Consider the following 12,450-nt stretch of genomic DNA (forward strand, 5'->3'; position numbering starts at 1 on the left):
CGCCGGTGCGCGCACCCGCCTGATAACACAGACACCTGTCTCACCCAACCCCTCACGTCGATGCAATTTAAAAACTTGCTGGGTAAATTCAAATGCCATGACCGCCGCACCAGCAGATTTTGCAAGTGCCCGAAGCGAATTCCTTACGATCGACACGCCACGAGTGGAGGACGGAGCCGCGATCTGGCGCATCGCCCGCGACTCCGAGGTCCTGGACCTCAACTCCTCGTACAGCTACCTGCTGTGGTGTCGTGACTTCGCGGCGACCTCCGTGGTCGCCCGTGACGAGACCGGCTCCCCGGTCGCCTTCGTGACGGGGTACATCAGGCCGGACCGCCCCGAGACGCTCGTCGTCTGGCAGGTGGCCGTCGACCACGGCCACCGCGGTACGGGCCTGGCGGCGAAGCTGCTGGACTCCCTGACCGCGCGGGTCGCCGCCGAACAGGGCCTGGCCTCGGTCGAGACGACCGTCACCCCGGACAACACCGCGTCGGACCGCCTGTTCACCTCCTACGCGCGGCGCCACGACGTGGCCCTGGAGCGCGAGGTGCTCTTCGACGGCGGACTCTTCCCCGAAGGCACCCATCTACCGGAAGTGCTGTACCGCATCGGCCCGTTCCACGCCTGAGCGCGCGCTTCCCGCCCGCCGCAGCTTCCTTCAACGCCGCCCGTCACACCCCCTCACGCAGGAGACCCGCTGTGACCATCACCCCGCCTGCCCTCAGCGTCTTCGAGACCCTGGAATCCGAGGTCCGGAGCTACTGCCGCGGCTGGCCCGCCGTGTTCGACCGCGCCCAGGGCGCCCGGCTGACCGACGAGGACGGCCACTCGTACCTGGACTTCTTCGCCGGTGCCGGCTCGCTCAACTACGGGCACAACAACCCGGTGCTCAAGCGCGCGCTGATCGACTACATCGAACGCGACGGCATCACGCACGGCCTCGACATGGCGACCACCGCCAAACGCGCCTTCCTGGACACCTTCCAGAACGTCGTGCTGCGCCCCCGCGACCTGCCCTACAAGGTCATGTTCCCCGGCCCCACGGGCACCAACGCCGTCGAGGCGGCGCTGAAGCTCGCCCGTAAGGTCAAGGGACGCGAGTCCGTCGTCTCGTTCACCAACGCCTTCCACGGCATGTCGCTCGGCTCCCTCGCCGTGACCGGCAACGCGTTCAAGCGGGCCGGCGCCGGCATCCCGCTGGTGCACGGCACGCCGATGCCGTTCGACAACTACTTCGACGGCCAGGTCCCCGACTTCCTCTGGTTCGAGCGGCTTCTGGAGGACCAGGGTTCCGGGCTCAACCACCCGGCCGCCGTGATCGTGGAGACCGTCCAGGGCGAGGGCGGCATCAACGTGGCCCGCGCCGAGTGGCTGCGCGCGCTCCAGGACCTGTGCCACCGCCAGGACATGCTGCTGATCGTGGACGACATCCAGATGGGCTGCGGCCGTACCGGCGGCTTCTTCTCCTTCGAGGAGGCCGGCATCACGCCGGACATCGTGACGCTGTCGAAGTCCATCAGCGGCTACGGACTGCCCATGTCGCTCTGCCTGTTCAAGCCGGAGCTGGACGTCTGGGAGCCCGGCGAGCACAACGGCACCTTCCGCGGCAACAACCCCGCGTTCGTCACCGCGGCCGCCGCGCTGGACGCCTACTGGGCGGACGGCCAGATGGAGAAGCAGACGCTGGCCCGGGGCGAGCAGATCGAGCAGACGATGCTGGCCATCTGCGGCGAGCACGACAGCGCCCGGTTCCGGGGCCGCGGACTGGTCTGGGGACTGGAGTTCGAGGACCCGGCGCGCGCCTCCGCCGTCTGTGCCCGCGCGTTCCAGCTGGGGCTGCTGCTTGAGACCTCCGGCCCGCAGAGCGAGGTCGTGAAGCTGCTGCCGCCGCTCACCATCACGCCCGAGGAGCTGGACGAGGGCCTGCGCACGCTGGCCCGTGCCGTCCGCGAGACCGCCTGACGGTCCGGACAGCACCCCTCACCCCCGTAGAGAGAAAGGCATCGAACCACCGTGATCGTCCGATCGTTCGCCGACGTCGAGAACACCGACCGGCACATCAAGGCCGCCTCCGGCACCTGGGAGAGCAAGCGCATCGTGCTCGCCGAGGAGAAGGTCGGCTTCTCGCTCCACGAGACCATCATGTACGCCGGCACCGAGACGTCGATGTGGTACGCGAACCACATCGAGGCGGTCCTGTGCGTCGAGGGCGAGGCCGAGCTGACCAACGACGAGACCGGTGAGAAGCACTGGATCACGCCGGGGACCATGTACCTGCTGAACGGCCACGAGCGCCACACGATGCGGCCCAAGTCCGATTTCCGCTGCGTCTGCGTCTTCAACCCGCCCGTCACCGGACGGGAGGAACACGACGAGAACGGTGTCTATCCACTGCTGACCGAGGAGGGCTGAACCCATGACCACCGACGTACGCACCGATCTGTACCCCTCGCGCGGCGCCGCCGAGATGACCACTCCCCGCCAGGACCCGGTCATCTGGTCCGCGCCGGGCGCGCCGGGTCCGATCAGCGCCAAGGAGCTCCAGGGCTACGAGCACGACGGCTTCCTGACCGTCGACCAGCTGATCACCCCGGACGAGGTGGCCGGCTACCACGCCGAGCTGGAGCGGCTGATCACCGACCCGGCCGTCCGCGCCGACGAGCGCTCCATCATCGAGCCGAAGTCGCAGTCCGTGCGGTCGGTCTTCGAGGTCCACCGGATCAGCGAGGTCTTCGCCCGGCTGGTCGCCGACGAGCGGGTGGTGGGCCGGGCCCGCCAGATCCTCGGTTCGGACGTCTACGTCCACCAGTCGCGGATCAACGTCAAGCCCGGGTTCGGGGCTTCGGGCTTCTACTGGCACTCGGACTTCGAGACGTGGCACGCGGAGGACGGTCTGCCGAACATGCGGACGGTGTCCGTGTCGATCGCGCTGACCGAGAACCACGACACCAACGGCGGGCTGATGATCATGCCCGGCTCGCACAAGTCGTTCCTCGGCTGCGCGGGTGAGACGCCGAAGGACAACTACAAGAAGTCGCTCCAGATGCAGGACGCGGGCACTCCGTCGGACGAGGCGCTGACGAAGATGGCCGACCGGCACGGCATCAGGCTCTTCACGGGCAGGCCCGGTTCGGCGACCTGGTTCGACTGCAACGCGATGCACGGTTCGGGCGACAACATCACGCCGTACCCGCGCAGCAACGTGTTCATCGTGTTCAACAGCGTGGAGAACGCCGCGCAGGAGCCGTTCGCGGCGCCGGTCCGCCGCCCGGAGTTCATCGGGGCGCGCGACTTCACCCCGGTGAAGTAGGGCCCGGCAGGGCCTTGGAGGGGGTGGTACGGATTCCCGTGCCACCCCCTCCGGCATATCCCGGTGGACCGGGGCGGGGGCGGCAGGAACAGTGGGCGCATGACATCCCACGTACAGCACATCACCATCGACTGCGCCGACGCCTACACCCTGGGCACCTTCTGGTCGGCCGTGCTCGGCGCGCCGCTCTCCGACGAGGACCACCCCGGCGACCCCGAGGCCCTGGTCGAAGCGCCGGGCGCCGCCCTCCTCTTCGTCACCGTGCCGGACAAGAAGACCACCAAGAACCGCGTCCACCTGGACATCAAGCCCGAGGACCGCACCCGGGACGAGGAGGTCGAGCGGCTGCTGGCCCTCGGCGCCACCCTGGTCGCCGACCACCGCAAGCCGAACGGACGGGGCTGGGCGACCCTGGCGGACCCGGAGGGCAACGAGTTCTGCGTGGAGTGCGGCGCGGGTGAACGGGCGGCGCTCACCGGTACGCGGCTGCCGGTCACCGCCGACGACGTGACCGAGGCGGTCCGGCTGACGGTCGACACGCTCGCCGCCGCCTCGGACGCCGACTGGGGTGTCCCGGCCGGGACGCTGACCTGGGACTGCCGGGAGACCGCGGAGCACCTGAGCGACGACCTCTTCGCGTACGCCGTCCAGCTGGGCCCGCGTACGCCGTCGGTGGAGACCGAGGTGCCGTACCACTGGGCCCCCCGGCGCGAGGGCGGCCCGTGGAACGCGGTCTTCGCGGACCCGGAGGCGGGTGTGACGGGGCTGCTCCAGACCGTGGAGGCGAGCGGCGCGCTGCTGGCCGCGATGGCGCGTACGGCCTCGCCGGCCCTCCGCTCGTACCACGGGTACGGGGTCTCCGACCCGGAGGGCTTCGCGGCCATGGGCGTCGTGGAGACCCTGGTGCACGCCCATGACATCGCGTCGGGCCTGGGCGTCTCCTGGGAGCCGCCCGCCGGGCTGTGCGACCGGGCGCTGGCCCGGCTCTTCCCCGGAGCCCCGGACGACAAGGACCGGTGGGCCGTGCTGCTCTGGTCCACCGGCCGCGGCGAGCTGCCCGGCCGCGAGCGCGTCACCTCGTGGAAGTGGCAGAGCGCGCCCTTGGCCTGACCCCTTCGGCTACCGGTGGGAGAACCAGTTCGCCGCCGGCAGCAGCTTCTGGTCGTAGCCGAACAGGGCCTGGTTCTCCCAGGCGTTGCCGGAGGACGGGTCGGCCGGGTCCCAGCCGCTGCCGCTGACGGCGGTCCAGGCCGGCTCCCAGTACACCGCGCCCAGGCCCCGGCCGCCGGGGACGGCCTCGACGACGTGTCGCACGTCCCGGAAGTTGGCGGCCTGGCCTGCCGGGGTGGCCGGGTAGCCGCTGACCAGCTGGTCCGCGGTGGCGATGTTGTTCTCCAGGCCGTCGGCGTCCGCGAGGGTGTGGGCGTAGGCGGTCTCGGCGACCATCACCGGCTTCCCGTAGCGGGCGGCGGCGTCGTCCAGGTTGGTCTGGAGGCCGGAGAGCGGCCCGTGCCAGTAGCCGTAGTACGAGAGCGCCACGACGTCGAAGGGCACGCCGTACGCGACCGCGTTGTCGAACCACCAGCGGGTGCCCGCGTTGTCGCCGCCCTTGGCCAGGTGCAGGGCCACCCGCGTACCGGAGGAGACGGCCTTGGCCGCGTTCGCGCCGGAGGTGAGGAGGCCGGCGAGCTGGGACCAGTGGTCGGTGGAGCCCTCGGGCCAGAGCATGCCGGCGTTGATCTCGTTGCCGATCTGGACCATGTCGGCGGTGGTGCCCTGTGCCTTGAGCGCGTTCAGCACGTCGTACGTGTGGTTGTACACGTCCGTCCGCAGCTGCGCGTAGCCGTGTCCGGACCAGGCGGCGGGCTTGTTCTGCTTGCCGGGGTCGGCCCAGCTGTCGGAGTAGTGGAAGTCGACGAGCACCTTCATGTCGAGGGCCTTGGCGCGCTTGGCCATGGCCAGGACGTGGGCCTTGTCGTTGAAGCCGTCGGCCGGGTTCACCCACACCTTGAGGCGGACGTAGTTCATCCCGGCGGACTTCAGCAGGCCCATCGCGTCGCCGGTGGTGCCGCTCGCGGAGCGGTAGACGGCCCCGTGTGCCTCGTTCTTCGGGAGGGTGGAGAGGTCGCCGCCCCTGACCGTGAGGCCGGTGGACCCGCGGGCGAAGGAGATGTCGTCGAAGTTGGCCCACTCCCCGGCGTGCGCATCGGAGTTGAAGCTGATGGTGCAGGCACCGCCGACCACCTTCACGGAGGTGACGAGGCGGATCCAGGCGCCGTTGGCGGTGGGCGGCAGGTCGGTGCGCTGCTCGGCGCTGCCGCAGTTGCGCAGGGCGATGTAGGCGGAGTTCTGGCCGCCGCCGGAGCGCACCCAGGCGGTCAGGGTGTAGCTGCCGTCGGTGAGGCCGGTGAGGTACTGGTACGTCTCCACCTTGTAGGCCGAGGCGGACCAGTGGCTGAGCCGGGTGCTGCCGCCGTGGCCGCCGCCCTCGGTGAACGAGGCGGCGTTCTGCCCGCCCGCCGAGTAGGTCGACCAGCCGGTGGAGCCCGACTCGAATCCGGGGTTGGCGAGGGTGGTGGCGGCGTGGGCGGACTGGGCGGGCAGGGCGGCCAGCAGAAGTCCGGAGAGCGAGGCGGCCAGCGCCGCCGCCCTCTTCCGGCCGTGCTTCATTGCGTACATCGTAGGTGTCCCTTCGACCGTGCGCGGGAGTTGCCTGGGGGTGGAGCGGTCGTGCGGACTCAGCCGCCGAGCCGGACGACGCGGACGGCACCCGCCGGAACGGCGAGTTCGCCCGACACGGGCTCGGCGGTGAGGAGTTCGGTGCCGGGGTCGGTGAGCGGAACCTTCGCCTCGTCCCCGGTGTGGTTGATCACGAAGAGGTACGTGCCGCTCTCGCCGGTCCGGGTGACGGCCTCGACGTCGTACGGGAGGGCGGTGCGGGGCGCGATGCCGGCGTCCTCGCAGGCCCGGTCGAGGACGGCGTCCAGGTCCGCGCCGCCCAGCCGGGTGGAGATGTACCAGGCCGTGCCCTCGCCGAGGCGGTGGCGGGTGACGGCGGGGCGGCCGGCCGGGATGCCGTTCGCGTAGGACCACACGGTCTCGGCGCCGCGCGGGATCACCACGTCCGACCAGAGGTCGCCGGTGAGCTCCGGGCCGTCCGGGGCGCCCTCGGGGGTGATGAGGCGGACCGTGTCCCCCTCGGCGAGGGGCGCGAACTCCTCGACGCTCAGCCCCAGCACGTCCCGGAGCGGGCCCGGGTACGCACCGGGGTGCACGGCGTCGTTCGCGTCGACGATGCCGGAGAAGTACGAGACGACGAGGGTGCCGCCGCCCTCCACGTACCGGCGCAGGTTGCGGCCGGTCTCCTCGGTGGCGAGGTAGAGGGCCGGGACGACGACCAGGGGATGGCCGGAGAGGTCGGCGTCGGGGTGGGCGAAGTCGACGGTGAGGTGGCGGTCGTAGAGCGAGGCATAGAACGTGTCGGCGCGCTCGCGGGCGTCGTGGTCCTGGCTGGGTCGCCACTCCAGGGACTGCGCCCACCAGGACTGCCAGTCCCAGACCATGGCCGCGTCGGCGACGGTGCGGGTGGCGCGGATGCCGTCCAGCAGGCCGATGTCCGCGCCCAGCCGGGAGACCTCGCGCCAGACCCGGGAGTCGGTGCCGGCGTGCGGGAGCATCGCCGAGTGGAACTTCTCGGCGCCGCGCCGGGACTGCCGCCACTGGAAGAACATCGCGCCCTCGGAGCCCCGGGCGACGTGGGACAGGCTGTTGCGGGCCATCTCGCCGGGGCGCTTGGCGGGGTTGCGGGGCTGCCAGTTGACGCCGCCGGTGGAGTGTTCGAGGAGCAGCCAGGGGGCACCGCCCGCCACGGACCGGGTGAGGTCGGCGGCCATGGCGAGGTTGACGTGGGTGCGGCGGCCGTCGGTGATCAAGTAGTGGTCGTTGGTGACGAGGTCGACCTCGCGCCCCCAGGCCCAGTAGTCCACCGACTCGCACTGGCTGAGCGCGGTCATGAAGTTGGTGGTGACGGGGATGCCGGGGGCGTGGCGGTGCAGGAGGTCGCGCTCGGCGCGGAAGTTCTCGCGCATGGTGGCGTCGGCGAAGCGCGCGTAGTCCAGCTGCTGGGCGGGGTTGCCGACGGTCGGGGTGGTGCGGGGCGGGTCGATCTCGTCGAAGCCGCGGTAGCGCTGGCCCCAGAAGGCGGTCCCCCAGGCCTCGTTGACGGCCTCGACGGTGCCGTGGCGGGCGGTCAGCCAGCGGCGGAAGTGGGCGGCGCAGTGGTCGCAGTAGCAGGCGCTGACCGGGACACCGTATTCGTTGTGGACGTGCCACAGGGCGAGCGCCGGGTGGCTCCCGTACCGGCGGGCGAGCTGTTCGGTGATACGGGCCGCGGCCGCCCGGTAGTCCGGGTTGCTGTGGCAGATCGCACCGCGTGAACCGAAGGCGTGACGGACCCCGTCCCTGCTGACCGGCAGCGCGTCGGGGTGCGCGCGGTAGAACCAGGCGGGCGGGGCGACGGTCGGGGTGCCGAGGTCGGCGCGGATGCCGTTGACGTGCAGCAGGTCCAGGAGCCGGTCGAGCCAGCCGAAGTCGTAGCGGCCGGGCTCGGGTTCCAGCAGGGCCCAGGAGAAGATCCCGACGCTGACCATGGTGACGCCGGCCTCCCGCATGAGGCGCATGTCCTCGGACCAGACCTCCTCCGGCCACTGCTCGGGGTTGTAGTCGCCGCCGAAGGCCAGCTGGTGCAGACCCTTCGGGAAAGTCGCGCGAGGGGTGTGCGGCATGGGCGTCTCCTGAGCTCTTGGTACAAATTCTGGGAACGTGCACACACCCTCCCGGCGGCGCAGGCCCAACATAACCGCACAGCAACAACCATTGACAAGTGTTGGTTTCGTTTCTCTACTGTGAACGCTCACAGCGCACATCAGGCGCTGCACCCTCGGTTCTCGTCAGGGGAGACCTCCATGAAGTACCGCATCGTCGCGGCCTGCGCGGCCGCCTCGCTCGCCGCCACCGCACTGCTCACGGGCTGCGGTTCGTCGGACGACGGCGACGGGCCGGCCGCGTCCGGTCCCGTCTCGCTCACCTACTGGGCCTGGGCCCCCGGCCTGGACAAGGTCGCGGACATCTGGAACAAGGGCGAGGGCAAGAAGGCCGGCATCAAGGTCACGGTGAAGAAGCAGGCGTCCGGCGACGACCTGGTCACCAAGATCATCACCGCGGCGAAGGCACACAAGGCCCCCGACCTGGTGCAGGCGGAGTACCAGGCGCTGCCCACGCTGGTCTCCAACGACGTGCTCGCCGACATATCCGAGGAGGCCGGCGACGTCGAGGACCAGTTCGCCGAGGGTGTCTGGCAGCAGGCGACCGTGGGCTCGGCCGCCCTGTACGCGCTGCCGCAGGACTCCGGACCGCTGATGTTCTACTACCGCAAGGACCTGTTCAAGCAGTACGGGCTGTCCGTGCCCACCACCTGGGACGAGTTCGCCGAGACCGCCCGGGCGCTGAAGAAGAAGGCGCCGGACAAGGACCTCACCACCTTCTCCTCCAACGACTCCGGTCTCTTCGCGGGCCTGGCGCAGCAGGCCGGCGCGAAGTGGTGGACCACCTCCGGCGACACGTGGAAGGTCGCCATCGACGACCCGGCCACGCGGAAGGTCGCGGACTTCTGGGGCGGGCTGGTGAAGGAGGGCGCCATCGACAACCAGCCGATGTACACCCCCGCCTGGAACAAGGCGCTCAACACCGGCAAGCAGATCGCCTGGGTCAGCGCGGTCTGGGCGCCCGGCACCCTGACCACCGCGGCCCCCGACACCGCGGGCAAGTGGGCGATGGCCCCGCTCCCCCAGTGGACCGCCGGCGAGAACGTCACCGGCAGCTGGGGCGGCTCCTCCACCGCGGTCACCAACGACTCGCAGCACAAGGAGGCCGCGGCCGCCTTCGCGAAGTGGCTGAACACGGACCCCGCCGCGCTCGCCGCCCTGGTGAAGGAGAGCGGCATCTACCCCGCCGCCACCGCCGCCCAGACCGGCGGGGCGCTCGCGAAGCCGCCGGCCTACTTCGCCGGCCAGCCGGACTTCTACACCGAGGCGGCCAAGATCGCCAAGGGCACCGCCCCGGCCGCCTGGGGCCCGAACGTGAACGTCGCGTACTCCGCCTTCAAGGACAACTTCGCCAAGGCCGCCAAGAACAAGGCGGACTTCGCGCCGGCCCTCACCGCGATGCAGGACGCCACCCTCGCCGACCTGAAGAAGCAGGGCTTCGGAGTCTCCGAGTGACACGCGCACGCCGCCGGAAGCCGTACGGGGTCAAGAGCGCCCCGTACGCGTTCCTGATCCCCGCCACCGTGCTGTTCCTGCTCTTCTTCGCCCTGCCCATCGGCTACGCCGTGTACCTCTCCGTCCGCCGTACCGAGGTCAGCGGACTGGGGCTCGGCCGGGGCGCGCGCGAGGAGGTCTGGGCCGGCTTCGCCAACTACCGCGAGGCGCTCTCCGACTCCGAGCTGCTGCACGGCGCGCTGCGCATCCTCGGCTACGGCGCGATCGTGGTCCCGGTGATGCTCGGGCTGGCCCTGCTCTTCGCCCTGCTCCTGGACACCGAACGGCTGCGGCTGCGCGGCTTCACCCGGCTGGCGATCTTCCTCCCGTACGCCATCCCGGGTGTGGTCGCCGCCCTGATGTGGGGCTTCCTCTACCTGCCGGACGTCAGTCCGTTCCACTTCGTCCTGGACAAGGCGGGGCTGCCCGCCCCGGACCTCCTGGACGGCGGGCCGCTCTACGCCGCGCTCGCCAACATCGCGGTCTGGGGCGGCACCGGCTTCAACATGATCGTGATCTACACCTCCCTGCGGGCCATCCCCGGTGAGATCTTCGAGGCGGCCCGCCTCGACGGCTGCTCCCAGCTGCAGATCGCGCTCCGGATCAAGATCCCGATGGTGGCGCCCTCGCTGGTGCTGACCTTCTTCTTCTCGATCATCGCGACGCTCCAGGTGTTCAACGAGCCGACCACGCTGAAGCCGCTGACCAACTCCCTCTCCACCACCTGGAGTCCGCTGATGAAGGTCTACCAGGACGCGTTCGTCAACAACGACATCTACGCGGCGGCCGCCCAGGCGGTCATCATCGCCGCCGTCACCCTGGCGCTGTCCTTCGGATTCCTCCGGGCGGCCAACTCCCGTACGAAGCAGGAGGGACCCCAGTGATCACGACGCACCCGGGACCCGTGCCCGCGACCCGTCGCCGGTTCGCCCTCGTGCCCACGGCGGCCCTGCTGCTGGGCGCCGTCTACTGCCTGCTCCCCGTCGCCTGGATCCTCGTCGCCTCGACGAAGTCCGGCAGCGAGCTGTTCTCCTCGTTCACCTTCCTGCCCGGTTCCGGCTTCGCGGACAACGTCGCCGACCTGTCGGCGTACCGGGACGGGGTGTACTGGCGGTGGATGGCCAACTCGGCGCTCTACGCCGGCGTGGGCGCGCTGCTGTCGACGGCGGTCTCCGCGGTCTCCGGGTACGCCCTGGCGGTGTACCGCTTCCGGGGCCGCGAAAGCATCTTCAACATCCTGCTCGCCGGGGTGCTGATGCCGCCGGTGATCCTCGCCGTGCCGCAGTACCTGCTGATGGCGAAGGCCGACCTCACCGACTCCTACCTGTCGGTGATGCTGCCCGTGATCCTCTCCCCGTACGGGGTGTACCTGGCCCGCATCTACGCGTCGGCGGCCGTGCCGGGCGATGTGATCGAGGCCGGGCGGATGGACGGGGCCGGCGAGTGGCGGATCTTCCGCACCATCGCCCTGCCCATGATGCTGCCGGGCCTGGTGACGGTCTTCCTCTTCCAGTTCGTCGCGATCTGGAACAACTTCCTGCTGCCGTACATCATGCTCGGTGACGACGAGAAGTTCCCGGTCACGCTCGGGCTGTTCACCCTGCTCCAGCAGGGGTCCACCACACCGGCCCTCTATACGCTGGTGATCACGGGGGCGCTGCTGGCGATCGTCCCGCTGATCGCCCTGTTCCTGGTCATCCAGCGGTTCTGGAGCCTCGACCTGCTCTCCGGAGCCGTAAAGTCCTGACAGGCGCCGCCAGGAGCCCACTTGATGAAAGATCACGCACGATGAGCCGCACAGAACAGACCGGTACGGAACGCCGCCGGCCGCCGACGATCCACGACGTGGCGCGGGAGGCGGGGGTCTCCCGGGGCACGGTCTCCCGGGTGCTCAACGGCGGTCACAACGTCAGCCCGACCGCGCTCGACGCTGTCAACGCGGCCATCCGCAGGACCGGTTACACGGTGAACCGGCACGCCAGGTCGCTGATCACGGGCCGCTCGGACTCGGTGGCGTTCCTGCTCACCGAGCCCCAGGAGCGGTTCTTCGAGGACCCGAACTTCAATGTGCTGCTGCGGGGCTGCACGAGCGCGCTCGCCGCGCACGACATCCCGCTGCTGCTGATGATCGCGGGCACGGAGGCCGAGCGCCGCCGGAACATGCGGTACATCGCCGGCCATGTGGACGGGGTCCTGCTGGTCTCCAGCCACTCCGGCGACCCGGTCGCCGCCCAGCTGCACGAGGCCGGGGTGCCCCTCGTCGCATGCGGGAAGCCACTCGGGCAGGGCTCGAAGGTGAGCTATGTGGCGGCCGCCGACCGGGACGGCGCCCGGGACATGGTGCGCTTCCTGTACGAGTCGGGGCGCCGCCGGATCGGTACGGTCAGCGGCCCGCAGGACACCCCGGGCGGCGTCGAGCGGCTCGCCGGCTACCGCGAGATGCTGGCCGACTGCGGGCTGCCCGCCGACGACGCTCTGATCGTTTCCGGCGACTACAGCCGGGCGGGCGGCGAGGCGGCGGCGGCACTGCTCCTGGAGCGGGCACCGGACCTGGACGCGGTGTTCGTGGCCTCGGACCTGATGGCGCAGGGCGTGCTCGCGGCCCTGGACAAGGCCGGGCGCAGCGTGCCGCACGACGTCGCGGTGGGCGGGTTCGACGACTCCCCCGCCGCGCTCGCCTCCCGGCCGGCGCTGACGACGATCCGCCAGCCGTGGGACCGGATCAGCGCCGAGATGGTACGGGTGCTGCTGGCGCAGATCGGCGGGGAGGACCCGGCCGCGGTGATCCTGCCGACGGAGCTGGTCCACCGCGACTCGGCGTGA

At 70.6% G+C, this 12,450-nt stretch carries 11 protein-coding genes; 9 read left to right on the plus strand and 2 right to left on the minus strand.

The annotated features are described in order from the left end of the window. Positions 1-163: 163 nt before the first annotated feature. The 5 genes from ectA (at position 164) to ACZ6C6_RS00360 (ending at position 4,420) form a co-directional block, all read left to right on the plus strand. Positions 164-628, plus strand: coding sequence for a diaminobutyrate acetyltransferase (gene ectA / locus ACZ6C6_RS00340; RefSeq protein WP_164404379.1), 465 nt, complete (start codon positions 164-166; stop codon positions 626-628). A 71-nt stretch (positions 629-699) separates the two neighbouring features. Next, positions 700-1,962 (plus strand): diaminobutyrate--2-oxoglutarate transaminase, encoded by a 1,263-nt coding sequence (gene ectB / locus ACZ6C6_RS00345; RefSeq protein ID WP_469197584.1) that lies wholly within the window; start codon positions 700-702, stop codon positions 1,960-1,962. A gap of 51 nt (positions 1,963-2,013) precedes the next feature. Beyond that, entirely contained in the window at positions 2,014-2,412 is a 399-nt protein-coding gene (locus ACZ6C6_RS00350) for an ectoine synthase (RefSeq protein WP_073968379.1), read from the plus strand. Between the two features lie 4 nt (positions 2,413-2,416). After that, a complete protein-coding gene (gene thpD, locus ACZ6C6_RS00355; RefSeq protein WP_469197587.1) occupies positions 2,417-3,310 on the plus strand; it encodes an ectoine hydroxylase in 894 nt (297 codons plus the stop codon). Positions 3,311-3,409: 99 nt separating this feature from the next. Then, positions 3,410-4,420 carry a VOC family protein gene (locus ACZ6C6_RS00360; protein WP_469197589.1) on the plus strand — a complete coding sequence of 337 codons (1,011 nt, stop codon included), beginning with the start codon at positions 3,410-3,412 and terminating at the stop codon, positions 4,418-4,420. A gap of 9 nt (positions 4,421-4,429) precedes the next feature. On the opposite strand, the gene ACZ6C6_RS00365 is transcribed toward ACZ6C6_RS00360, so the two are convergent. Next, a complete protein-coding gene (locus tag ACZ6C6_RS00365; protein WP_469197591.1) occupies positions 4,430-5,980 on the minus strand; it encodes a glycoside hydrolase family 53 protein in 1,551 nt (516 codons plus the stop codon). Positions 5,981-6,048: 68 nt separating this feature from the next. After that, complete coding sequence (locus tag ACZ6C6_RS00370; RefSeq protein WP_469197593.1) at positions 6,049-8,094, minus strand: beta-galactosidase; 2,046 nt, start codon at positions 8,092-8,094, stop codon at positions 6,049-6,051. Positions 8,095-8,274: 180 nt separating this feature from the next. Between ACZ6C6_RS00370 and ACZ6C6_RS00375 the strand changes: the two genes are divergently transcribed. The 4 genes from ACZ6C6_RS00375 to ACZ6C6_RS00390 are packed head-to-tail and all read left to right on the plus strand — an operon-like array spanning position 8,275 to position 12,450. Continuing rightward, entirely contained in the window at positions 8,275-9,588 is a 1,314-nt protein-coding gene (locus ACZ6C6_RS00375; RefSeq protein ID WP_469197595.1) for an extracellular solute-binding protein, read from the plus strand. Beyond that, positions 9,585-10,511, plus strand: coding sequence for a carbohydrate ABC transporter permease (locus ACZ6C6_RS00380; RefSeq protein WP_469197597.1), 927 nt, complete (start codon positions 9,585-9,587; stop codon positions 10,509-10,511). The genes ACZ6C6_RS00375 and ACZ6C6_RS00380 overlap by 4 nt, the downstream gene beginning before the upstream one ends. Beyond that, complete coding sequence (locus tag ACZ6C6_RS00385; RefSeq protein ID WP_469197599.1) at positions 10,508-11,374, plus strand: carbohydrate ABC transporter permease; 867 nt, start codon at positions 10,508-10,510, stop codon at positions 11,372-11,374. The genes ACZ6C6_RS00380 and ACZ6C6_RS00385 overlap by 4 nt, the downstream gene beginning before the upstream one ends. A 41-nt stretch (positions 11,375-11,415) precedes the next feature. After that, positions 11,416-12,450 carry a LacI family DNA-binding transcriptional regulator gene (locus ACZ6C6_RS00390; protein ID WP_469197601.1) on the plus strand — a complete coding sequence of 345 codons (1,035 nt, stop codon included), beginning with the start codon at positions 11,416-11,418 and terminating at the stop codon, positions 12,448-12,450.

Source organism: Streptomyces sp. NPDC041814, from assembly GCF_055590565.1.